Origin of the sequence: Streptomyces sp. NPDC053079 (assembly GCF_044546695.1) — a bacterium.
Taxonomy (GTDB): domain Bacteria; phylum Actinomycetota; class Actinomycetes; order Streptomycetales; family Streptomycetaceae; genus Streptomyces.
Genome location: NZ_JBITZJ010000007.1, coordinates 475,569 through 498,165 on the forward strand (window position 1 = coordinate 475,569; position 22,597 = coordinate 498,165).

A 22,597-nucleotide genomic window follows, 5' to 3' on the forward strand; every position below is an offset into this window, starting at 1 on the left:
CTCGACGGCGACCAGAGGGGGTCTGTTCAGTACAGCACGACCCGAAGTGGATCTCAGAGGCGCATCGGCTGCGGCGACTCCCGCAGCGAGGCGTCCGGGCCCGGGTACTCACGGATGATCTCGTAGCGCGTGTTGCGCTCGACCGGCCGGAAGCCCGCCTCGCGGATGAGGTCCAGCAGGTCGTCGCGGGTCAGCTTGTTCGGCGTGCCGTAGTTGTCGGCGTCGTGCGTGATCTTGTACTCGACGACCGAGCCGTCCATGTCGTCCGCGCCGTGCTGCAGGGCGAGCTGGGCGGTCTGGACGCCGTGCATGACCCAGAACACCTTCACGTGCGGCACGTTGTCGAACAGCAGCCGCGAGACGGCGAAGGTCTTCAGCGCCTCGGCCCCGGTGGCCATGCTGGTCCGGGCCTGGAGGCGGTTACGGACCTTGCCGTCCTTCATGTCCACGAAGTCGTGCTGGTAGCGCAGCGGGATGAAGACGTGGAAGCCGCCGGTCTCGTCCTGCAGCTCCCGCAGGCGCAGCACGTGGTCCACGCGGTGCCGCGGCTCCTCGATGTGCCCGTAGAGCATCGTGCACGGACCCTTGAGACCCTTGGAGTGCGCCAGGCGGTGGATGCGCGACCAGTCCTCCCAGTGGGTGTCGTGGTCGACGATGTGCTGGCGGACCTCCCAGTCGAAGATCTCCGCGCCACCGCCGGTCAGCGACTCCAGACCCGCGTCGATCAGCTCGTCGAGGATCTCGTCGGCCGGCAGACCGGAGATCTTCTCGAAGTGCTGGATCTCGGTGGCGGTGAAGGCCTTCAGGGAGACGTTCGGCAGCGCCTCCTTGAGCGCCTTCAGCGACCGCGGGTAGTAGCGCCAGGGCAGGGTGGGGTGCAGGCCGTTGACGATGTGCAGCTCGGTGAGGTTCTCGTTCTCCATCGCCTTGGCCAGACGGACGGCCTCCTCGATGCGCATCGTGTACGCGTCCTTCTCGCCCGGCTTGCGCTGGAACGAGCAGTACGCGCACGACGCCGTGCACACGTTGGTCATGTTCAGGTGGCGGTTGACGTTGAAGTGGACGACGTCGCCGTTCTTCCGCGTCCGCACGTGGTGCGCCAGTCCGCCCAGCCAGGCCAGGTCGTCGGACTCGTAGAGCGCGATACCGTCCTCGCGGGTGAGCCGCTCCCCGGCGAAGACCTTCTCCTCCAGCTCGCGCTTGAGCCCAGCGTCCATGGGTGCGCCCGCCTCTCCTGATACTCCAGATGACCGCTTCGAGCGTACTCCCCCGCTTTTACGCGTCCTCGGGCAGCTCGCCCACCCGGTTCTCCCACTTGGTGGAGAGCACGATCGTGGTGCGGGTGCGGCTGACGCCCTTGGTGCCGGACAGGCGGCGGATGGTGCGCTCCAGCCCGTCGACGTCGCCCACACGGACCTTGAGCATGTACGAGTCGTCGCCGGCGATGAACCAGCAGTCCTCGATCTCCTCGAGGTCGCGCAGCCGGCGCGCCACGTCCTCGTGGTCGGCGGCGTCCGAGAGCTGGATGCCGATCAGGGCCGTGACCCCGAGGCCGAGCGACGCGGAGTTGACGGTCGCCCGGTAACCGGTGATGACGCCCGCCGCTTCCAGGCGGTTGATCCGGTCCGTGACGCTCGGCCCGGACAGGCCCACGAGCCTGCCCAGCTCCGCGTACGAGGCCCGGCCGTTCTCCCGCAGGGCCTGGATGAGCTGCCTGTCCACCGCGTCCATTGCCTGGCACCTTTCAATAATCAGCGAACTCGCCGGTTTACGTGTAGAATCTAAGGCATACGGGGTCTCGAACCCCGCAAATCTTTCACCAGATCAGCGAATCAACGACGATCCTTCGATCCTCAGGAGTGAAGCCCCCGTGTACTCGATCGAGATGGCCTACGCCCGTATGCGCGAGCTGCAGGACCTGGCCAACCGCTCGCGTGCCCACCAGTCCCCCGACCCGCGCGCCGCCCTGGCGAAGCTCCGCCTGCCGCGCGCGAAGAAGCGCTAGGTCGCATCGCGAGCCCCGCTCGCACTCGCTCCACCGAGCTCTCCTTCCCAACGGCGGTACAGCCGGTGCGGCACTCCTGCCGCGTCCAGCACCCGCCCGGCGACGAAGTCCACCAGATCCTGGATGTGCGTCGCCCCCGCGTAGAACGCCGGCGAGGCGGGCAGCACCACGGCTCCCGCTTCGTCGAGCGCCACGAGCTGCTTGAGCGTCGATCCGCTGAGCGGCGTCTCCCGCACCGCGACGATCAACGGCCGACGCTCCTTGAGCGTCACGCTCGCCACCCGCTGCAGCAGATCCTTCGACAGGCCGAGGGCCACTCCGGCCACGCTCGCCGTGCTCGCCGGCACGATGAGCATCCCCCGCACGGGGTACGAGCCCGACGACGGACCCGCCGCCAGATCGCCCGCCGGCCAGTACCGCACGCCCGAGACGTCGGGGTCGAAGTGCGGCTTGCCGTCCGCCCCCAGCGCCAGCCAGGCCCGCAGGTCCTGCTGCCAGTGCGCGTCCCGGAAGCGGATCCCGGTCTCGTCCAGCAGCGTCAGCCGCGCGGCCCGGCTGACCACGAGGTCCACCGCCTCACCGGCTGCCAGCAGTCCGCGCACCACGGCGGCGGCGTACGGCGTCCCGGACGCACCGGAGACGCCGACCACCCAGGGTCGGCGGGAGGCTCTGTCTTCATACGGCTCCACGCCCCGAGCCTATCCGCAGGCATTCGTCGCCAAGATGTCGCGAAAGCCCTTTGACATGATCGATCGACTTGCACTTAAGTGATCTTTTGTCAAGGACCGTCAAACGGGGAGCGCATCATCCACACCACCCGAAAAGCTCTTGTCGCCGCCGGCGTCGTGGCGCTCGTCGCCGCGGGTTCCACCGCATGCGACCCGAGCAACAAGCTCAGCACGGCCGCCAAGGTCAAGCAGGCGTTCGACAAGCTCGGCGAGCAGAAGTCGCTCACCACGGAGATAGGCTTCGACGGCGGCGCCGAGAAGATCTTCGCGGCGATGAAGGACGCGGACGACTTCACCCGCCAGGACGCGGACATGCTCGCCGCCATGCGGCTGACCTACGCGTTCGGCGCCGACAAGCCGCTCAAGGACGCCAAGGCCGACGACAAGGCCTTCACCTACGACGTCCGGCTGGCCCGCAAGGACACCAAGCCGGTGTTCGAGGCCCGCCAGGTCGACGGCAAGAGCTACATACGCCTCGACCTCAAGGCCGTCGCCGGCTTCGCCGAGAAGCACGGCAAGGACAAGGGCAAGTCCCGCGGCCCGCAGGCCATGGAGAAGCTGCTCAAGCAGGCCGACGAGCTCCCCCCGTCCCTGGCGAGCGTCAAGAACGCGCTCAAGGGCGACTGGATCAGCATCGATCCCAAGTCCTTCGAAGAGTTCGCCAAGTCCATGGACAAGAGCGGCTCCGGCAAGAGCCCCGCACCGGACCCGGAGACGCAGAAGAAGGCCTACGAGGCCCTCCAGCACGCGCTCACCGACAACGCCAAGGTCAAGGACGCCGGCAAGAAGGACGGCGCCGACCACGTCACGGCCACCCTCCCCGCGAAGAAGATCGCCAAGGACTTCGCCGAGGGCCTCAAGCCGCTGAAGGACAAGCTCGGCGACAAGGCCGGCAAGCTCGACAAGCTCAGCCGCGACCTCGACAAGGCCCCGGACAAGGACGTCACCGTCGACCTGGCCATCAAGGACGGCATGCTCGCCGGGATGACCTTCGACATCGCGCAGTTCGACGACGGCAAGGACAAGGACGGGCCCAAGGGTCCGCTGCCCGTCAGCATCGGCTTCAAGAAGGGCGGCGGCGACAACCTCAAGGTTCCCTCCGGCGCGCAGGAGCTCAAGCCGCAGGACCTGATGGGCGCGGCCATGTTCGCCATGGGCGGCGGCCGGGCCGGCGGTGCCGGCGCCGACGGCCCGTTCAAGAGCGCCGACCCGTTCAAGGACGACTCCGCGTCCACGGACGACCCGTTCAAGGGCATCTGAGCACACCCCCGTACGCCGAAGGGCGGCCACCCCGGGAGGGGGGCCGCCCTTCGGCGTACCTACGGCGGACGGCCCGTCAGACCGTCAGACCGCGGACCAGCAGATCGAGCAGCGCGCACACGAACAGCGCGATGCCGATGAAGCCGTTGACCGAGAAGAACGCCCGGTTCAGGCGCGAGAGGTCACCCGGCTTGACGATCGAGTGCTCGTACAGGAACGCCGCCGCGACCACCACCAGGCCGCCCCAGAAGAACACCCCGGCGTCGGTGGCCAGCGCGTACCAGACCAGCAGCCCCGTCGTGACGACATGGCAGCCGCGCGCGCCGTACAGCGCCGCCGCGATGCCGAAGCGGGCCGGGGTGGACTTCACCCCGTGGGCACGGTCCGCCGCCACGTCCTGGCAGGCGAAGATCAGGTCGAAGCCGCCGATCCACACACCGACCGCCAGCCCCAGGATCACCGCGTCCCAGGACCACTCCCCCGTGATAGCCAGCCATGCGCCGACCGGGCCCATGGCCTGGGCCAGGCCCAGGATCGCGTGCGGGAAGTTCGTGAACCGCTTGCCGTAGGGGTAGACGACCATCGGGACGACGGCGATGGGGGCGAGCGCCAGGCACAGGGGGTTCAGCAGCGCGGCGGCCCCGAGGAAGAACACCACGGCCACCCCCGCCCCGGTCCACGCCGAGCGCACTGACACCGCGCCCGTCACCAGCTCGCGGCCGGCCGTGCGCGGGTTCCGGGCGTCGATCTCGCGGTCGATGATGCGGTTGCAGGCCATCGCGAACGTCCGCAGGCCCACCATGGCGACGGTGACGAGCAGCAGCCTGACCCAGTGGATGTTCCGGTCCAGCTGGAACATGGCGGTGAGCGCGGCGATGTAGGCGAAGGGCAGCGCGAAGACGGAGTGCTCGATGAGCACCATGCGCAGGAACGCCTTGACCTTGCCGCTGGAGGGCGCGGGTCCGGGGCTCAGTACGCCCTCGGCGGAGGTCACAGCCCGTACTCCTTCCAGCGGCGGTCGACCGTCGCCGCCGTCTGCGGATCCGACTCGACCATCCGCGGCCAGCCGCCGTCGCGCGTGTAGCCCTCCTCGGGCCACTTCGCGGTCGCGTCGATGCCCGCCTTGCCGCCCCAGAACTGCTGGTACGAGGCGTGGTCGAGGTGGTCGACCGGACCCTCGACGACGGTGAGGTCGCGGGCGTAGTCGGTGTTGCCGAGGGCCCGCCAGGACACCTCGTGCAGGTCGTGGACGTCGCAGTCGGAGTCGACCACGATGATCAGCTTGGTCAGCGACATCATGTGCGCGCCCCAGATGGCGTGCATGACCTTCTGCGCGTGCTTGGGGTACTTCTTGTCGATCGAGACGATCGCGCAGTTGTGGAAGCCGCCGGACTCCGGCAGGTGGTAGTCCACGATGTCGGGGACGATCACCTTCAGCAGCGGCAGGAAGAAGCGCTCGGTGGCGCGGCCCAGCGGCCCGTCCTCCGTCGGCGGCCGGCCCACGACGATCGACTGGAGCAGCGGGCGCCGCCGCATCGTCACGCAGTCGATCGTCAGCGCGGGGAACGGCTCCTGCGGCGTGTAGAAGCCGGTGTGGTCGCCGAAGGGCCCCTCGGGCAGCATCTCGCCGGGCTCGAGCCAGCCCTCGATGACGACCTCGGCGTTGGCCGGGACCTGCAGCGGGACGGTCTTGCAGTCGACCATCTCGATGCGCTTGCCCTGGATGAAGCCGGCGAAGAGGTACTCGTCGATGTCGCCGGGCAGCGGCGCGGTGGAGGCGTACGTGACCGCGGGCGGGCAGCCGAAGGCGATGGCGACCGGCAGCTTCTCGCCGCGCTTGGCGGCCACCTGGTAGTGGTTGCGGCTGTCCTTGTGGATCTGCCAGTGCATGCCGATGGTGCGCTTGTCGTGGCGCTGCAGGCGGTAGAGGCCGAGGTTGCGGACGCCGGTCTCGGGGTGCTTGGTGTGGGTGAGGCCGAGGTTGAAGAAGGAGCCGCCGTCCTCGGGCCAGGTGAACAGCGCCGGCAGCTGCTCGAGGTCGACGTCGTCGCCGGTGAGCACGACTTCCTGGACGGGCGCGTCCTTGACCTTCTTCGGCGGCACGTGGGCCATCGCGCCCAGCTTGCCGAAGGCCTCGCGCATGCCGATGAAGCCCTGCGGCAGCTCGGGCTTGAGCAGCCCGCCGATCTTCTCGCTGATGTCCTCGTAGGACTTCAGGCCGAGCGCCTTGAGCAGGCGGCGGTCGGTGCCGAAGACGTTCATGGCGAGCGGCATCGCCGCGCCCTTGACGTTCTCGAAGAGCAGCGCGGGCCCGCCCGCCTTGTTCACTCTGTCGACGATCTCCCCGATTTCCAGGTATGGGTCGACTTCCGCCTTGATGCGCTTGAGATCGCCATCGCGCTCCAGCGACCGGAGGAACGAGCGAAGATCGTCGTAAGCCATGCGTTCCAGTATCGAGCACGCACTACCCTGGACACGTCACGGGGGCCGCCGAGCGGCCCGTAGCACCGCACTCCGGGGGCCGCCACCATGCTCAGGTATCTGCCGTTCCTGCTGATCCTGGCATTGTGGATCTACGCCTTCATCGACTGCCTCAACACGCCGGAGAACGAGGTGCGGGGCCTGCCGAAGCTGGCATGGGTGTTCATCATCCTGCTGTTCGGCGAGGTGCTGGTGGGCCCGGTGGCCTGGCTGGTGGCGGGCCGGCCGCGCGCCGCGGCCCGGCGCCCGGGCGGACGGCAGCGCTGGGTGGCGCCCGACGACAACCCCGAGTTCCTACGGTCGCTGAAGAAGGACGACGAGAAGGACCCGGGCGCCGACGGCCCGAAGGGCTAGCGGAGGTCCCCGCGCTCGTACCGCTCCCGCAGTTCGCGCCAGCGGTCCCTCGTCCAGCGCGACCAGTCGGCCGGATTCCCGGCGAGGGCCTGCAGCAGGTACTCGAAGTGGTGGTGCCAGCCCGCCAGGCAGTCCAGGCGTACGTCGTCGGGTCCGGCCATCTCGTTGGTGAAGTGCAGCAGCGTCCCGCCGACGCCCAGCGGCCCGGCCTCCAGCTCGAAGCGGACGCGCCCGTGGATGTCGACGGTGTACTCCGCCAGCCGCGGCGGATCCCACGCGGTCACCTGCCCGGGCGCGACCGTGGCGTGCCCCTGGGCGTCGGTGTTCTGCCACCGCAGCGTGATCGCCCCGCCCTCGCGCTGCTCGAAGGGATCGGCGACGGCCAGCCACGCCGGCAGGCCCTCGGGCGTGGCCACGGCGGCCCACACCTCGTCGACGGGGTACGGGATCGACAGCTCGTACCGCAGGGTGTGGGTGTCGCCCTTGCTCTCGGACGCGCCGTAGGGGGAGGGGATCTCCATGACTCCACGTCTAGCACGACGGCCCGCGTCCCGCGCGCCGGAGGCGACGGGACGCGGGCCGTGGGCCGCGGGTCCTGGTGGGCTCACACCCCCGCGTAGGAGTGCTTGCCGCTCAGCAGGATGTTCACGCCGTAGTAGTTGAACAGGTAGCAGGCGAAGGCCAGCAGGGCCAGGTAGGCGGCCTTGCGGCCCTTCCAGCCGGCCGTGGCGCGGGCGTGGAGGTAGCAGGCGTAGGCGACCCAGGTGATGAAGGACCAGACCTCCTTGGGGTCCCAGCCCCAGTAGCGGCCCCAGGCGGCCTCGGCCCAGATCGCGCCCGCGATGATCGTGAACGTCCACAGCGGGAAGACGGTCGCGTTGATGCGGTAGGCGAACTTGTCCAGCGTGGCCGCCGCGGGCAGCCGGGACATCACGTTGCTCCAGGCGCCGCCGTTGTCGCGGCCCTCCGCCAGCCGGGCCTCGTAGCCGTCGCGGAAGAGGTAGAACAGGCTCGAGCACGCGCCCACCCACAGCGCCGCGCCCGAGATGATGGCGCAGGAGACGTGGATCCACAGCCAGTAGGAGTGCAGGGCCGGCACCAGCTGGTCGCTGTCGGTGTAGAGCACCGAGACGGCCAGGCCCAGGTCGAGCAGGATCGAGGTGACCAGCGGCAGGCCCAGCCAGCGGACGTTCTTCTTGGCGGCGAGCAGGCCCAGGTAGACGGCGACGGCGGTCATGCCGAAGGTCGTGGAGAACTCGTACATGTTGCCCCACGGCGCCCGCTCGACGGACAGCGCGCGGGTGAGCACGCCGCCCGCGTGGAGGGCGAAGGCCAGGACCGTCAGCGAGACGGCGACGCGGCCGTACAGGTCGCCCTTCTCGCTGGTGCCGGCGGCGCCGGGGCCGTCGGGGACGTCGCGGCTGCCGGGGGCGGAGCGCGTGACCACCTTCGGGCGTTCCAGGACGGCGGTGCCGCCGCCCTGCGCGGCCTTCTCGGCGCCCTTGACCGTGACGGTCACGGCGGGGGCCGTGGCGGTGATCGCGGCGGCCGTGCGGCCGACGGTGCTACGGCTGCCGAAGACCCACTCGGCGATGTGCGCGAGGAAGGCGAGGGTATAGACAGCCATGGCCGAATAGATCAGCACATTGCTGACATGGGCCAGGTTCTCGTTGGCTGCGGCGGCGAGGATCACGCGCGCGCTCCTTCGGACGGTTCGGCTGGGGCTTCGGAGTCGGTCTCCGCCGCGGGTGCGGCGACGGGCGGGGCGTCGGGCTGCAGGGCCATGGCGAGGGAGGCGAGCTCCTCGGGCAGCCGGGCGGACTCGCTGCGGCCGAGGCCGGCCAGCTCCACGACCGTACGCCCCTCGCCGTCCGCCACGGCGCGCACCCAGACCCGGCGGCGCTGGATGAACAGCGAGCCGGCCAGGCCGACCAGCGCGCCGACGGCGCCGGCGAGCGCCAGCTCGTTGCCGGGCTTCTGGGAGACCTGGAAGGTCGCCCACTGCTTGATGCCCTCGAACTTCAGCTCGCCCGCGCCGTCCGGCAGCGTCATGGTCTGGCCGACCGTGAGGAGCTTGGCGAACTTCTGGCCCTTGTCGTCCTTGAACTGCGTCATCTTGGACGTGTTGAGCTGGTAGATGCTCTGCGGCATGCCCGAGTCCAGGCCGAGGCTGCCGCGGTAGGCGGTCAGCACCAGCGCCGGATTGTCCAGGGCGGGGAAGCGGGACAGCATGGTGCCCGACTTCAGGTCCAGGGTCGGCACGAAGTTGCCCTGGAAGCCGAGGTCGCCTTCCTTGCCGTCCTTGTCGCGGTAGTCCGGCACCTTGAGCACGCTGGTCTCGGTGACGTTGTTGTCCAGCGGCAGCGAGGGGATCGGGCCCTTGAAGGCGATGTTGCCCTTGCCGTCGCGGACGGTGACGATCGGGGCGTAGCCGTGGCCGATGAGGTAGACCTTCGAGCCGGCCGTCTCCAGCGGCTCGTTCACCTTGACGGTGGCCTTGCGGGGCGTGCCGTCCGCGCCGTCCCAGTACGTGATGTGGGCGGCGTAGTCGCGCGGGGTGCCCCGTTCGGGCCCGGTGCGCTCGTACGTCCCGGAGAAGCTGTCGAGGGTGAAGCGGAAGGCGTCGAGGTCGTCGGCGCTGAAGAGGGAGCCGGCCTTGAAGTCGTCGTACTGGGTGAGCGTGTTCGCGAAGCTCTCCCCCTCGACGACCAGCTTGCCGCCCTCGGACTTCCACAGCTGTCCGGAGGCGAACGCCACCAGCATGACGATCAGGGAGACGTGGAAGAGGAGGTTGCCGGCCTCGCGGAGGTAGCCCTTCTCGGAGCCGATCGCGTTCCCGGCCCGCTCGGTGCGGAAGCGCCTGCCCTTCAGCAGCTTCTCCGCGGCGTCCAGCACCCGCTCCGGCTCGGCGTCCGTGTGCCAGGTGGCGTGCGCGGGCATCCGGGTCAGCAGGCGGGGGGCGCCCGGCGGGCGGCCGCGCAACTGGCCGACGAACTGCCAGGTGCGCGGGATGATGCAGCCGATGAGGGAGACGAACAGAAGGATGTAGATCGCGGAGAACCACACCGAGCTGTAGACGTGGAAGAGGCCGAGCTTCTCGTAGACGGGCGCGAGGGTCTCGTGCTGGCTCTTCCAGGTGTCGGCCTTGAGCGGGTCGACCGAGGTCTGCGGCACGAGGGAGCCGGGGACCGTGGCGAGGGAGAGCAGGAACAGCAGGATCAGCGCGACCCGCATCGAGGTCAGCTGGCGCCAGGTCCAGCGCACCCAGCCGGTGATCTCACGGGCGGTCCAGGCCAGCGCCCCGAGGGCGCCGGGCTTGCGCGCGCCGCCGAAAGAGCCGGGCACGGCCCGGCCGTCGTCGCCCTGGGCGGGGGCCGTGGACAGGGCCGATCCCGCCGCTTCGTCCAGCACGGCGGTATCGGTGGAGTCGTTCGTATTGGCCATTGATCAGATCCCGGGGGTGTATCGCGACGACCACGTCTGAAGGTCCTGGACCATGCTGTCCCACATTCCTGTGACCAGGAGCAGGCCGACCACGACGAGCATGCCGCCGCCGACGCGCATGACCCACGCGTAGTGCCTCTTGACCCAGCCGAAGGCGCCGAGCGCGCGCCGGAAGGCGAGCGCGGCGAGGACGAAGGGCAGGCCCAGGCCCGCGCAGTAGGCGACGGTGAGCAGCGCGCCACGGCCGGCGCTGGCCTGGTTGAGCGCCAGCGACTGCACGGCCGCCAGCGTCGGCCCGATGCACGGGGTCCAGCCCAGACCGAAGAGCACCCCGAGCAGGGGTGCTCCGGCCAGGCCCATCGCGGGCCGGGTGTGGAAGCGGAACTCGCGCTGGCCGAAGAGGTTGAAGGCGCCCATGAAGCCCAGGCCGAGCACGATCGTCAGCACCCCGAAGACGAGGTTGATCGTTTCTTTGTAGTTCTGCAGCGTCGTGCCGAAGTAGCCGAACAGCGCGCCGGTGGAGACGAAGACGGCCGAGAAGCCCAGCACGAACAGCGAGGCCCCGGCGAGCATCCGGCCCCGCCGGGCCTCGGCCAGGTCCGCGCCGCTGACGCCCGTGACGTAGGAGAGGTAGCCGGGTACGAGCGGCAGCACGCACGGCGAGAAGAAGGAGACGAGGCCGCCGAGCACCGCCACCGGCAGGGCCAGCAGCAGTGCGCCGGTCAGGACCGTCTGGTTCATGTCGCCCGCGGCGGCCAGCGTGGTGGCCGCGGTCGCGTGCGTGAGGTCGGCCGCGGGGATCACGGGATTCACTTCTCCGCGACCAGCGGGTCGAGGGCCTCGCGCAGCTCGTCCTCGCCCAGCGGCTTGATCGCCCGGGCGGCGATCTTCCCGTCCCGGTCGATGAAGACGGTCGAGGGGATCGCCTGCGGGTTCAGGCTGCCCTTGGGGAAGCGCAGCAGGAGCTTGCCGGAGGAGTCGTACAGGCTCGGGTAGGGAACCTTGAACTCCTTCTCGAAGGCCAGGGCCGGGGCGGGGTCGGGGTCGCGGGTGTTGAGGCCGACGAACTCCACGCCCTTGTCCTTGTAGGCGTTCGCCACGGCGACGAGGTTCTTGGCCTCGGCCCGGCAGGGCGCGCACCACGAGCCCCAGACGTTAAGGACGACGATCTTGCCCTTGTGTGCCTCGGCGACGTCGAGGTCCTTGCCGTCGAGCGTCTTGCCGGAGAGGTCCGGCGCGCTCTTGCGGCCGCCCTTGTCCTTGACCACGTCGACGCCGCCCGCGCCCTGGACGAAGCCGGTCTGCCCGCCTCCGCCGGAGGTGTTACCGGAACCGCACGCGGTCAGCGTCAGTGCCGCGAGGGCGGCTCCGGCGGCCAGCACGGTGGTACGACGGCGGGAATGGGGGCGTCGAAGGGCGCGGCAGGCACTCATGTGAAAAGTTTCGCATGCGCAGTTTAGGGATCTTCTTCACCCCCCTCGCTGTCGTCCTCGGTCTGCCGGGCGGGCTTCGCGGGCCGGGGCGGTGCTTTCGGCGGCGTTTTCGATCCCGCCTTCCGCTGCCACTTCTCCCCCACGTCGAGAGAGCGCAGCTGCGCGAGAACCTCCGGGGACTGCACGTCCAGCCAGTCGACGAACTGCCGGAAGGACACCAGGCGCACGTCCTTGCGCTTGTCGTCGCCCATGTATTTCAGCGCCTCCTCGACGGCGTCCATATAGATCCCCCCGTTCCATTCCTCGAAGTGGTTGCCCACGAAGAACGGCGCCCTGTTCGTCTCATAGGCGCGGTCGAAGCCGGCGATGTACGACTCGGTGGCCTGCCGACGCCACGCCGAGTAGTTGTGGGAGGGGCCGCGGGTGGTGTTCTTCGACTGATTGGCGAGGATGTTGTAGTCCATGGAAAGGACCTCGAACGAGTGACCCGGGAAGGGCATCTGCTGCAGCGGCAGATCCCACACCCCGTGTTTCTTCTTCGGCCACACCTGCAGCCCGCCGGCGGAACTCGCGTCGTACCGCCAGCCGAGTTTCGCGGCGACCGGCAGCAGATTGTCCTGGTTGAGCAGACAGGGGGTGCGGCCGCCGACGAGTTCCTTGCGGTAGTCGAAGGGCAGCGGGTCCAGATCGGTGAATCCGGTGTGGGTGCGCCAGCGGGTGACGAACGAGACCGCCTGCTCGATCTCCGATTCCCAGTCCTGCTGCGTCCAGTGCGCGACCGAGCCGCTCCCCTGGCAGAAGTGCCCGTTGAAGTGCGTGCCGACCTCATGGCCCTCCAGCCAGGCCGCCCGCATATTGCGCAGCGTCTCCTTGATGTGGGCGTCCGTGAGGTAGCCGATGTCGGAGGCGCCGACGGGATTGTTCGGGGGTTCGTAGAGCCGCTTCTTCGACTCGGGCACGAGGTAGATCCCGGACAGGAAGAACGTCATCCGGGCGCCGTGGTCCCGGGCGAGCTTGCGGAAGCGGGGGAAGAGGCCGTTGCCGACCTCGCCCGCCCCGTCCCAGGAGAAGATCACGAACTGCGGGGGCTTCTCGCCCAGCTCCAGCGGGACCGGCTTCGGCGGCTGGTTGGGCTGGCGCCCGTAGTCGGCCGTCGACCCGTCGCCGATCAGCCGGGGCTTGAAGGGGGCGTTGGCCTTCGCGCCCGGATCGCCGCCCCGCTCCGGACCCGCAGTGGCCGAGGAGCACCCGACGGCTCCGCCCAGCGCGGCCGCCACCCCCACCCCCATTCCGAGCAGGCCCCTTCGGGTGATGTCACGACTGTCGCGCATGTCGACTCCGTCCGTATCGATGCGCCCCCGTACCATATGCCGTCCATATAAATGGACATTAGGTACGAGGGCGCGTCGAACTACGACGGTTGCGCTCTTTTCAGTGCCTTCACGACACTTTCGGTTGTGACCCCGCGGCCCGTTCGCGCGGGCGTACGACCCCTTAGGCCCCGAACGCCTTGGCGCCGCCCTTCACCGGCTTCGCGCCCGCCAGCAGATGAGCCGGCACCAGATCCCGCGCGGGCTCGCTGTAACCCACCGAAACGATCCTGTCCCCCCGGTAGGTGAACGTCGTCAGGCTCGCCAGCGTGCACTGCCGCTTGCGCGGGTCGTGCCACAGCCGCCGCTTCTCCACGAAGCTGCGCACGATCCAGATCGGCAGCTGATGGCTCACCAGCACGGCCTCATGACCGCGCGCCGCGTCCTTCGCCGCGTCCAGCGCACCCATCATCCGCACCACCTGCTCGACGTACGGCTCACCCCAGGAGGGCCGGAACGGATTCGTCAGGTGCTTCCAGTTGGCCGGCTTGCGCAGCGCACCGTCACCGACCCCGAAGGTCTTGCCCTCGAAGACGTTCGCCGCCTCGATCAGCCGCTCGTCCGTCGCCAGGTCCAGCCCGTGCGTCTTCGCGATCGGCGCGGCCGTCTCCTGCGCCCGCTCCAGCGGCGAGGCCACGACATGCGTCACGTCCCGCTCCGCCAGATGCTCCGCCACCCGGTCCGCCATCCGCCGGCCCAGGTCCGACAGGTGATAGCCCGACCGGCGCCCGTACAGGACGCCATCCGGGTTGTGCACCTCGCCGTGGCGCATCAGATGGACGACCGTGATGTCGTCCTGCTTCTTCTCCGCGCTCACTTGGCCCCCTCCTCCGTCGCCGCGGCTGCCGCCCGCGCCGCGGCCGGCAGCGCCGCCGCGACCCGCTCGATCGCCGCCGCGTCATGCGCCGTCGAGACGAACCACGACTCGAACGCCGACGGCGGCAGATACACGCCCTGCGCCAGCATCGAGTGGAAGAAGGCGTTGAAGCGGAACGACTCCTGCGCCTTGGCCCTGTCGTAGTCCGTCACCTGCGCCTCGGTGAAGAACACCGAGAACATGTTGCTCGCCGTCTGCAGCCGGTGCGCCACACCCTCCTTGGCCAGCGCCCCGGTCACCAGGGAGCCGATCTCCGCCGCGACCGCGTCCACCTTCTCGTACGCCGCGTCGTCCAGCAGCCGCAGCTGCGCCAGGCCCGCCGCCGTGGCGACCGGGTTACCCGAGAGCGTGCCCGCCTGGTAGACCGGGCCCGCCGGGGCCAGGTGCGCCATCACATCGGCCCGGCCACCGAACGCCGCCGCCGGGAAGCCGCCGCCCATGACCTTGCCGAAGGTCATCAGGTCCGGCTTCACACCGTCGACGCCGTACCAGCCGGCCTTGCTCGTACGGAAGCCCGTCATCACCTCGTCGGAGATGAACAGCGCGCCGTTCTGCGCACAGGCCGCCTTGAGCCCCGCGTTGAAACCCGGCAGCGGCGGCACCACGCCCATGTTGCCCGGCGACGCCTCCGTGATCACACACGCGATCTCACCCGGGTGGGCGTGGAAGGCGGCATGCACGGCCTCCAGGTCGTTGTACGGCAGGACGATCGTGTCCCCGGCCTGGGCGCCCGTGACCCCGGGGGTGTCGGGGAGGCCGAACGTCGCCAGGCCGGAGCCGGCGGCGGCCAGCAGGGCGTCCACGTGGCCGTGGTAGCAACCCGCGAACTTGATCACCTTGGCGCGGCCGGTGAAACCACGGGCCAGCCGGATCGCCGACATCGTCGCCTCGGTACCGGAGGAGACCAGGCGCACCTGCTCCACCGGCTCGATCCGCGCGACGATCTCCTCCGCCAGCGCGACCTCGCCCTCACCGGGCGTACCGAAGGACGTGCCGCGCGCGACGGCTTCCTGCACGGCCGCGATCACTTCCGGGTGGGAATGGCCGAGAATCATCGGCCCCCATGAACACACGAGGTCCACATATTCCCGGCCATCGGCGTCGGTCAGGTACGGACCGGAGCCGGAGACCATGAACCGGGGCGTACCGCCCACGGCTCGGAAGGCGCGCACCGGAGAGTTCACGCCACCGGGGGTCACGACCGACGCGCGGTCGAATAGCGTCTGCGAGACTGGGGCTTCATATGGGTAGCTCACGCTAGCCATGGTCTCAGAGCCCTCCGGCGAGTCGCGGCCGGGCGTTTCGCACGCTGCCCACGGGGGAGGTCTCTGAGACGATGATCGGGTTGCGCGGCGGGGGCTGTGCCGCCTAGAAATGCGGTCGGGTGGAGATATGCATCGCGGTGGCGGATTGGGCGAGGGCACCGATGACCTGGGGCCCGAGCGCGCCGAGCGGACCCACAGGGGACGACACCGGCGCGAGGAACAACCCGAGGAATACAGCGCGAGCAGGAGTGGCCGGGTGGGGGTGACCTACAAATACTTCGGGGCACCGAATGGCGCCACCGCCGCCCGCGTGCCCATTTCCATGCGCCCCGAAGAGCTCGGCGGTGACGAGCTGGGCATGGGCGGCATGTTTACGAAGATCAAACCGGAGACGGTGGCCGCGATGGTCCTCACCGGCATCGAAGGCATACCCCTGCACAAGGTTCCCCCTCTCGAGCTGGTCGTTCTCCACCCCGACTACGCCGTCGTCAAGCTCCCCATGACCGTGGTCGACCCGCTGCGCGGCATTGGCGAGGAATCGGTGGGCGCAGCCGCTTTCATCTGGTCCACGGTTCCCGACCGGGGCGGCCCGAGCGACGCGTTCTCCGTCTACCAGCTGCTCCACGAATGGCAGGACTTCTCCCATCGCCTGCACGAGGCCGGCCACCAGCCGTACTGCCTCGTGTGGCCGTAGAAATCCCCCCGGAACGCCCCGGGCCGTAGCCTGCGGCCATGCTCATCGCCCGCTCCACCGCCCTCTTCCTCCTCGCCGCCCTCCTGGAGATCGGCGGCGCCTGGCTCGTCTGGCAGGGCGTGCGCGAGCATCGGGGCTGGGCCTGGATCGGCGCCGGCATCCTCGCCCTGGGCGCCTACGGCTTCGTCGCCACCCTCCAGCCGGACGCCCATTTCGGCCGGATCCTCGCCGCCTACGGCGGCGTCTTCGTCGCCGGCTCCCTGGCCTGGGGCATGGTCGCCGACGGCTACCGCCCGGACCGATACGACGTGGCCGGCGCCCTGGTCTGCCTCGCCGGCGTAGCGGTGATCATGTACGCGCCCCGCAGCCGCTGACCCGGCGCCGCGCGCGGCCTATGCTGCGGCTAGACCACTCCAGCCACAGGAGGCCCAGCATGAGCACCCGCACCGCAGTCATCACCGGCGCGAGCAGCGGCATCGGCGCCGCCACCGCACGCCGGCTGGCCTCCGCCGGATACCGCGTGGTGCTCACCGCCCGCCGCGAGGACCGCATCAACGCCCTGGCCGGAGAGCTGACGGCCGCGGGCCACACGGCCATCCCCTACGTCCTCGACGTCACCGACCGCCCCGCCGTCGACGCCTTCGCCGCCTTCCTCGAGGACCACGGCCCCGTCGAGGTCCTGGTCAACAACGCCGGCGGCGCCATCGGCACCGAGACCGTCGCCACCGCCGACCCCGCCGACTGGCGCACCATGTACGACGTCAACGTCCTGGGCACCCTGCACATGACCCAGGCCCTGCTCCCCCGCCTCGTCGACGCCGAGGGCACCGTGATCATCCTGTCCTCCACGGCGGGCCTGGCCACCTACGAGGGAGGCGGCGGCTACGTCGCCGCCAAGCACGGCGCCCACGTCATCGCCGAGACCCTGCGCCTGGAACTGTGCGGCGAGCCCGTACGCATCGTCGAGATCGCCCCCGGCATGGTGCGCACCGAGGAGTTCGCCCTCACCCGCTTCCGCGGCGACAAGGACAAGGCCGCGGCCGTCTACAACGGCGTCGCCGAGCCCCTGACCGCCGACGACGTCGCCGACACCATCGCCTGGGCCGTCACCCGCCCCCCGCACGTCAACATCGACCTGCTCGTCGTCCGTCCGCGCGCCCAGGCCTCGAACTACAAGGTGCACCGGGAGGTCTGAGCCACCACCCGGACCGCGGTCGCAGGACCGGAGACCGATGCGCAAACGATCAAGAAACGCTAGTTTCGTTACCGCAACCGCCCACCGGCGGACCGTAACCAGGGGGGATCCCATGCGCGTCATCGACTTCGACCATCTCGTCCTCAACGTCTCGGACATCGAGCGCTCGCTCGCCTTCTACACCGGTCCCCTCGGCCTGGAGCCGGTCCGCGTGGACGAATGGCGCGCGGGCAAGGTCTCCTTCCCCTCGGTCCGGGTCTCCCCCGGCACGATCATCGACCTGTTCGCCCGCGAGCGCGGCGAGTCCAACGTCGACCACATCTGCCTCACCGTCGAGCCCCTCGACTGGCAGGAGGTCGTCGCCTCCGGCATCTTCAATGTCGTCGACGGCCCCGGCCCCCGCTTCGGCGCCCGCGGCACCGCCGAGTCGCTCTACGTCCTCGACCCGGACGGCAACACCGTCGAGCTGCGCTGGTACCCGCAGGACGCGTGACACGCGAAAGGGCCGCCGATATCGGCGGCCCTTTCTTTTTCCCCGCGGGTCAGCCCTTCACGCAGATGACCTGCTTGAGCTTCGCCACGACCTCGACGAGATCCCGCTGCTGCTCCATGACCTGCTCGATCGGCTTGTAGGCGGCCGGGATCTCGTCGACCACACCACGGTCCTTACGGCACTCGACGCCCTGCGTCTGCTCCGCCAGGTCCCGCTCGGAGAAGCGCTTCTTCGCCTGGTTGCGGCTCATCCGGCGGCCCGCACCGTGCGAGGCGGAGTTGAACGAGTCCGGGTTGCCCAGGCCCCGCACGATGTACGAGCCGGTGCCCATCGAGCCCGGGATGATGCCGTACTCGCCGCCGCCCGCACGGATCGCGCCCTTGCGGGTGACCAGCAGGTCCACGCCCTCGTAGCGCTCCTCGGCCACGTAGTTGTGGTGGCAGGAGATGACCTGCTCGAAGGTCGGCTTGGCCTTCTTGAACTCCTTGCGGACGACGTCCTGGAAGAGCGCCATCATGATCTCGCGGTTGTGCCGCGCGTACTCCTGCGCCCAGAACAGGTCGTGGCGGTAGGCGGCCATCTGCGGCGTGTCGGCGATGAAGACAGCAAGATCGCGGTCGACCAGGTTCTGATTGTGCGAGAGCTTCCGCGCCTCACCGATGTGGTACTCAGCGAGCTCCTTGCCGATATTGCGGGATCCGGAGTGGAGCATGAGCCACACCGAATCGGACATATCTACACAAAGTTCCACAAAGTGGTTGCCGCCTCCGAGCGTTCCCATCTGCTTCAGCGCCCGACTCTGACGGAACTTGACCGCATCCGCCACCCCGTCGAACCGCCCCCAGAAGTCGTCCCACCCGGCCGTCGGCAGCCCGTGCAGGCGGCGCGGGTCCACCGGGTCGTCGTGCATCGAGAAGCCGACCGGGATCGCCTCCTCGATCTTCGACCGCAGCCGCGACAGATCACCCGGCAGGTCGTTGGCCGTCAGCGAGGTCTTCACCGCCGACATGCCGCAGCCGATGTCGACCCCCACCGCCGCCGGGCACACCGCGCCCCGCATGGCGATCACGGAGCCGACCGTGGCGCCCTTGCCGAAATGGACGTCCGGCATCACCGCGAGGCCCTGGATCCACGGCAGCGTGGAGACGTTCCGCAGCTGCTGCATCGCTACGGGCTCGACCGTGGCGGGGTCCGCCCACATACGGATCGGTACCCGGGCGCCGGGCACCTCGGTGTAGGACATATCTTCCTCATTCCCCCGAAAAACATGGATAACGCAAAAGCCGGAACTATCAGCTCATCCACGACAGCGGGACGGCAGACGCGGCAGCGCGTGCGGTACACATTGTGTCCAGTCGCCACCGGGCGACCGCAAAAGGTTTTCGCGCGAAGGGAGCCACGGACAGTGCAGCGAAGGGCGTACGCACCGACAGCCGCACTGGCCGCGGCGGTGCTCGCGACGGGCCTCGCCGGGTGCGGCGGAGGGGGCGGCGACGGCGGCGGCGGGGTCGACGCCAAGGCCGGGCAGTCCGGCTCCTCGGCCCCCGCGGGGCCGCCCGGCAAGTACCACAGCCTCCCCGAGCCGTGCGGCTACGTCAGCCCCGCCACCCTGCGCCGCATGCTGCCCGGCGCCGGCGACGGCGACGAGGAGGAGGCCAAGCGGCTCCTGCGCGGGCAGGCGGCCATCACCTACGACACCGACCGCCGCGTCGGCTGCCGCTGGAAGCTGGAGACGCCCAACGGCACCCGGCACCTGTCGGTGGACTTCGAGCGCGTCGTCTCCTACCAGCCGGGCGTCAGCGACGAGGCCCGGGCGCAGCAGCTCTACGAGCGTCAGGCGACGGCCGCGCACATCCCGAGCGCCGCGCCCTCCTCGTCGTCCGCCAAGCCCTCGGCCAAGCCCTCGGCCGCCGCCTCGCCGGGCGCGAGCGCGGGGGCGGGCGCGAGCCCGCGCGCCGACGGTCCGGTGCCGCAGCTCGGTGAGGAGTCGGCGGTGCCCTCGGCCCCGTCGTCGCCGCCGGCGTCCGCGTCCTCGGACCCCCGTCTGGCGCCCCGGGTGCTGGACGATCTGGGCGACGACGGGTTCGTGAACGACAAGCTGGCGACGACGGGCACGGGTGTGCACCGGGACGTCACGGTCGTCTTCCGGTCCTCGAACGTGCTGGTGACGATCGCGTACGACCAGTGGACGACGGACAAGCAGCACGTGCCCAGCAGCCAGGATCTGCAGGGCAAGGCCCATGGCCTGGCCCGTGAGCTCGATGCGGGGCACTTCGGCAATTAGCCCGGCGAGTAACGGCCCGCTTCGACCGCGGCCGGGCGCGGGCCGCGTACCGTGCCCGTAGGCACGACCCCATGTCTGACCAAGGCACGACAAGGCGCGGGTGCGTGGGGACAGCCGCCACGCCCCGCGACACATACTCCGAATGAGCGAAGGACCCATGCACCGACGAACCGCCCCGCGACTCGCCCGAATCCTCGCCTGCGCCGCAGTACCGGTGATGCTCGTCGCCACCGGCTGCTCGGACGACTCCGGGTCCGAGAAGGAGACGGCCAAGCCCACGAAGTCGGCGGCGCCCAGCGCCGCGCCCTCGGTCAAGGCGGCGACGTTCGCCAAGCTGCCGGAGGTCTGCAAGACGGTCACCGAGAAGACCGTCGAGAACCTGGTGCCGAAGGCGGACAAGAAGGAGGGCAACGCCCTCCGCACCACCGACACCAATGACTCGGCGAGCTGCTTCTGGAGCGGCCTGAACACCGAGGACGTCAAGAATCTGCAGTACCGGTCGCTGACCGTGTCGCTGAAGCGATTCGCCTCGGACCCGACGCTGGGGTCGGGCGAGAAGCGTGCGGAGGTGTTCGCCGAGCAGCAGGCGAAGAAGGCGACGACGGAGGACGGCGCGAAGAACGCGAAGACGGAGAAGGCCGAGGGGATCGGCGACAGTGCGAGCGTGGTGAGCACCGAGTCGAAGAAGGACGACAACGACTTCAAGAACCAGACCGTGGTGACCCGCACGGCGAACGTCGTGGTGGTGGTGAAGTACAGCGGGGCCGGCTACGAGGGTGCGAAGTCGCCGGACGTGGACGACATGAAGAAGGGCGCGCAGGAGGCGGCCAAGGAGGCCGTGAACGCGGTCACCGCGGCGAACAAGTAAGGCGCGGACGACGAAAAGGGCCGCCGCCCGGTGGGTTTCACCGGGCGGCGGCCCTTTCGTGTGCCGGGTGCTTACGCGCCGAGCAGCTTGCGGACGCGGTCGGCGCCGACCGCGAGCAGCAGCGTGGGCAGGCGCGGGCCGGTGTCGCGGCTGACCAGCAGCTGGTAGAGCAGGGCGAAGAACTCGCGCTGCGCGACCTTGAGCTCCGGGGTGGGCTTGGCGTCGGGCTCGAGGCCGGCCTGGACCTTGGGGACGCCGTAGACCAGGGTGGTGAGGCCGTCGAGGGACCAGTGCTCGTCCAGGCCCTCCAGGAGGAGGCGCAGGGATTCGCGGCCCTGCTCGTCCAGGGAGGACAGGAGCTCGGTGTCGGGCTCGGCGCGCACGACGGTGCGGGACTCGGCCGGGACCTGGGTGTTGATCCAGTGCTCGGCGCGGTCCAGGCGCGGGCGGGTCTCGTCGAGGGACTTGACCGGGTTGGCCGGGTCGAGGTCGCCGAGGATGCGCAGGGTCTGCTCGTCGTGGCCGGCGGTGATGTCGACGACGGAGGCGAGCGTGCGGTAGGGCAGCGGGCGCGGGGTCGTCGGCAGTTCGCCGGCGGCGGTGCGGACGGCGCGGCTGTGGGCGGCGGCGTCGGCGGGCAGGACGGTGCCGTCGGCGACCTTGGCGTTCAGCTTGTCCCACTCGTCGTAGAGACGCTGGATCTCCTGGTCGAAGGCGATCTTGAAGGACTGGTTGGGCCTGCGGCGGGCGTAGAGCCAGCGCAGCAGGGGGGCCTCCATGATCTTCAGGGCGTCGCCGGGGGTGGGGACGCCGCCCTTGGAGGAGGACATCTTGGCCATGCCGCTGATGCCGACGAAGGCGTACATGGGGCCGATGGGCTGCTCGCCGCCGAAGATCGGGCCGACGATCTGGCCGCCGACCTGGAAGGAGGAGCCGGGCGAGGAGTGGTCGACGCCGCTGGGCTCGAAGACGACGCCTTCGTAGGCCCAGCGCATGGGCCAGTCGACCTTCCAGACGAGCTTGCCGTGGTCGAACTCGCTCAGGAGGACGGTCTCGCCGTGGCCGCAGGCGCAGGTGTAGGTGAGCTCGGTGCTCTCGTCGTCGTACGCCGTGACCGTGGTGAGGTCCTTGTTGCAGACGGTGCAGTAGGGCTTGTACGGGAAGTAGCCCGCGCCGCCCGCGCTGCCGTCGTCCTCGGCCGCGGCGCCGGAGCCCTCGGCGGCCTCGAGCTCGGCCTCGTCGAGGGGCTTCTGCTGCTGCTTCTTGGCCGGCTTCTGCTTGGTGCGGTACTGGTCGAGGATGGCGTCGATGTCGCCGCGGTGCTTCATGGCGTGCAGGATCTGCTCGCGGTAGGCGCCGGCGGTGTACTGCTCGGTCTGGCTGATGCCGCGGTACTCGATGCCGAGCTCGTCCAGGGCCTCGATCATGGCGGCCTTGAAGTGCTCGGCCCAGCTGCCGTAGGGGCTGCCGGGGGGAGCCGGGACGGCGGTCAGCGGCTTGCCGATGTGCTCCGCCCAGGAGGGGTCGATGCCGGCCGGGACCTTGCGGTACCGGTCGTAGTCGTCCCAGGAGAGGACGTGGACGCACTCGTGGCCGCGGCGGCGGATCTCGTCGGCGACCAGGTGCGGGGTCATGACCTCGCGGAGGTTGCCCAGGTGGATCGGGCCGGAGGGCGACAGGCCGGAGGCGACGACGATCGGTTTGCCCGGGGCGCGGCGCTCCCCTTCGGCGATGACCTCGTCGGCGAAACGGGAGACCCAGTCGGCCTCGGTGCTCTGAGCCTGAGCCACGGCACTTCCTTCCTTACGGTCCTGGCATGACCATTGTCCCAGACGGAAGGGGTGGC

The 22,597-nt window shown here is 69.8% G+C and carries 24 protein-coding genes; 9 read left to right on the plus strand and 15 right to left on the minus strand.

Features of this window, described 5'->3' with window-relative positions:
- Positions 1–53: 53 nt before the first annotated feature.
- Together mqnE and ACIGXW_RS27470 are read right to left on the minus strand one after the other, a co-directional pair.
- A complete protein-coding gene (gene mqnE / locus ACIGXW_RS27465; RefSeq protein WP_071965544.1) occupies positions 54–1,217 on the minus strand; it encodes an aminofutalosine synthase MqnE in 1,164 nt (387 codons plus the stop codon).
- 58 nt (positions 1,218–1,275) lie between these two features.
- On the minus strand, positions 1,276–1,731 hold the full coding sequence (locus ACIGXW_RS27470) for an Lrp/AsnC family transcriptional regulator (RefSeq protein WP_071965543.1): 456 nt from the start codon (positions 1,729–1,731) through the stop codon (positions 1,276–1,278).
- A gap of 139 nt (positions 1,732–1,870) precedes the next feature.
- Here ACIGXW_RS27470 and ACIGXW_RS27475 point away from each other — a divergent pair, with 139 nt between their 5' ends.
- Positions 1,871–2,005, plus strand: a complete 135-nt coding sequence (locus ACIGXW_RS27475; RefSeq protein WP_360916677.1) for a hypothetical protein — start codon at positions 1,871–1,873, stop codon at positions 2,003–2,005.
- On the opposite strand, the gene ACIGXW_RS27480 is transcribed toward ACIGXW_RS27475, so the two are convergent.
- A complete protein-coding gene (locus ACIGXW_RS27480; protein WP_071963835.1) occupies positions 2,002–2,694 on the minus strand; it encodes a UbiX family flavin prenyltransferase in 693 nt (230 codons plus the stop codon). The genes ACIGXW_RS27475 and ACIGXW_RS27480 overlap by 4 nt on opposite strands.
- Positions 2,695–2,850: 156 nt before the next feature.
- On the opposite strand from ACIGXW_RS27480, the gene ACIGXW_RS27485 reads away from it, so the two are divergent.
- The gene (locus ACIGXW_RS27485) at positions 2,851–3,993 is read left to right on the plus strand and encodes a hypothetical protein (RefSeq protein WP_399575397.1); all 1,143 of its coding nucleotides are present in this window, start codon (positions 2,851–2,853) and stop codon (positions 3,991–3,993) included.
- 76 nt (positions 3,994–4,069) lie between these two features.
- Here the strand turns inward: ACIGXW_RS27485 and mqnP are convergent, their stop codons facing one another.
- Positions 4,070–4,987, minus strand: a complete 918-nt coding sequence (mqnP, locus tag ACIGXW_RS27490; protein ID WP_399575398.1) for a menaquinone biosynthesis prenyltransferase MqnP — start codon at positions 4,985–4,987, stop codon at positions 4,070–4,072.
- The gene (locus ACIGXW_RS27495) at positions 4,984–6,435 is read right to left on the minus strand and encodes a menaquinone biosynthesis decarboxylase (RefSeq protein WP_399575399.1); all 1,452 of its coding nucleotides are present in this window, start codon (positions 6,433–6,435) and stop codon (positions 4,984–4,986) included. The genes mqnP and ACIGXW_RS27495 overlap by 4 nt, the downstream gene beginning before the upstream one ends.
- Positions 6,436–6,522: 87 nt before the next feature.
- Between ACIGXW_RS27495 and ACIGXW_RS27500 the strand changes: the two genes are divergently transcribed.
- On the plus strand, positions 6,523–6,828 hold the full coding sequence (locus tag ACIGXW_RS27500; protein ID WP_360916692.1) for a PLD nuclease N-terminal domain-containing protein: 306 nt from the start codon (positions 6,523–6,525) through the stop codon (positions 6,826–6,828).
- On the opposite strand, the gene ACIGXW_RS27505 is transcribed toward ACIGXW_RS27500, so the two are convergent.
- From ACIGXW_RS27505 to hemL, 8 genes are all read right to left on the minus strand, one after another.
- Positions 6,825–7,349, minus strand: a complete 525-nt coding sequence (locus ACIGXW_RS27505; protein ID WP_071965540.1) for an SRPBCC domain-containing protein — start codon at positions 7,347–7,349, stop codon at positions 6,825–6,827. The genes ACIGXW_RS27500 and ACIGXW_RS27505 overlap by 4 nt on opposite strands.
- Before the next feature lie 83 nt (positions 7,350–7,432).
- Positions 7,433–8,521: a c-type cytochrome biogenesis protein CcsB gene (gene ccsB / locus ACIGXW_RS27510; protein ID WP_399575400.1), complete on the minus strand. Its 1,089-nt coding sequence runs from the start codon at positions 8,519–8,521 to the stop codon at positions 7,433–7,435.
- Positions 8,518–10,272: a cytochrome c biogenesis protein ResB gene (locus ACIGXW_RS27515; protein WP_399575401.1), complete on the minus strand. Its 1,755-nt coding sequence runs from the start codon at positions 10,270–10,272 to the stop codon at positions 8,518–8,520. The genes ccsB and ACIGXW_RS27515 overlap by 4 nt, the downstream gene beginning before the upstream one ends.
- A 3-nt stretch (positions 10,273–10,275) precedes the next feature.
- Complete coding sequence (locus ACIGXW_RS27520; RefSeq protein ID WP_399575439.1) at positions 10,276–11,013, minus strand: cytochrome c biogenesis CcdA family protein; 738 nt, start codon at positions 11,011–11,013, stop codon at positions 10,276–10,278.
- A 68-nt stretch (positions 11,014–11,081) separates the two neighbouring features.
- Complete coding sequence (locus tag ACIGXW_RS27525) at positions 11,082–11,705, minus strand: TlpA disulfide reductase family protein (RefSeq protein WP_360916703.1); 624 nt, start codon at positions 11,703–11,705, stop codon at positions 11,082–11,084.
- 23 nt (positions 11,706–11,728) lie between these two features.
- The gene (locus ACIGXW_RS27530; protein ID WP_399575402.1) at positions 11,729–13,036 is read right to left on the minus strand and encodes a hypothetical protein; all 1,308 of its coding nucleotides are present in this window, start codon (positions 13,034–13,036) and stop codon (positions 11,729–11,731) included.
- A gap of 163 nt (positions 13,037–13,199) precedes the next feature.
- On the minus strand, positions 13,200–13,847 hold the full coding sequence (locus ACIGXW_RS27535) for a histidine phosphatase family protein (RefSeq protein ID WP_399575440.1): 648 nt from the start codon (positions 13,845–13,847) through the stop codon (positions 13,200–13,202).
- A 41-nt stretch (positions 13,848–13,888) separates the two neighbouring features.
- On the minus strand, positions 13,889–15,217 hold the full coding sequence (gene hemL / locus ACIGXW_RS27540; RefSeq protein WP_399575403.1) for a glutamate-1-semialdehyde 2,1-aminomutase: 1,329 nt from the start codon (positions 15,215–15,217) through the stop codon (positions 13,889–13,891).
- Between the two features lie 127 nt (positions 15,218–15,344).
- Here hemL and ACIGXW_RS27545 point away from each other — a divergent pair, with 127 nt between their 5' ends.
- From ACIGXW_RS27545 to ACIGXW_RS27560, 4 genes are all read left to right on the plus strand, one after another.
- A complete protein-coding gene (locus tag ACIGXW_RS27545) occupies positions 15,345–15,911 on the plus strand; it encodes a hypothetical protein (RefSeq protein WP_399575404.1) in 567 nt (188 codons plus the stop codon).
- Between the two features lie 38 nt (positions 15,912–15,949).
- Positions 15,950–16,285, plus strand: coding sequence for a YnfA family protein (locus tag ACIGXW_RS27550; RefSeq protein WP_399575405.1), 336 nt, complete (start codon positions 15,950–15,952; stop codon positions 16,283–16,285).
- Between the two features lie 59 nt (positions 16,286–16,344).
- Positions 16,345–17,106 carry an SDR family NAD(P)-dependent oxidoreductase gene (locus tag ACIGXW_RS27555; RefSeq protein ID WP_399575406.1) on the plus strand — a complete coding sequence of 254 codons (762 nt, stop codon included), beginning with the start codon at positions 16,345–16,347 and terminating at the stop codon, positions 17,104–17,106.
- Between the two features lie 112 nt (positions 17,107–17,218).
- Positions 17,219–17,599 carry a VOC family protein gene (locus tag ACIGXW_RS27560; protein WP_399575407.1) on the plus strand — a complete coding sequence of 127 codons (381 nt, stop codon included), beginning with the start codon at positions 17,219–17,221 and terminating at the stop codon, positions 17,597–17,599.
- 49 nt (positions 17,600–17,648) lie between these two features.
- Here the strand turns inward: ACIGXW_RS27560 and ACIGXW_RS27565 are convergent, their stop codons facing one another.
- Entirely contained in the window at positions 17,649–18,842 is a 1,194-nt protein-coding gene (locus ACIGXW_RS27565; protein ID WP_399575408.1) for an RtcB family protein, read from the minus strand.
- Between the two features lie 162 nt (positions 18,843–19,004).
- On the opposite strand from ACIGXW_RS27565, the gene ACIGXW_RS27570 reads away from it, so the two are divergent.
- Entirely contained in the window at positions 19,005–19,883 is an 879-nt protein-coding gene (locus tag ACIGXW_RS27570) for a hypothetical protein (RefSeq protein ID WP_399575409.1), read from the plus strand.
- A 157-nt stretch (positions 19,884–20,040) separates the two neighbouring features.
- On the plus strand, positions 20,041–20,751 hold the full coding sequence (locus ACIGXW_RS27575; protein ID WP_399575410.1) for a hypothetical protein: 711 nt from the start codon (positions 20,041–20,043) through the stop codon (positions 20,749–20,751).
- A gap of 71 nt (positions 20,752–20,822) precedes the next feature.
- Here ACIGXW_RS27575 and lysS read toward each other — a convergent pair whose 3' ends face one another.
- Complete coding sequence (gene lysS / locus ACIGXW_RS27580) at positions 20,823–22,541, minus strand: lysine--tRNA ligase (RefSeq protein ID WP_399575411.1); 1,719 nt, start codon at positions 22,539–22,541, stop codon at positions 20,823–20,825.
- Between the last annotated feature and the right edge of the window lie 56 nt (positions 22,542–22,597).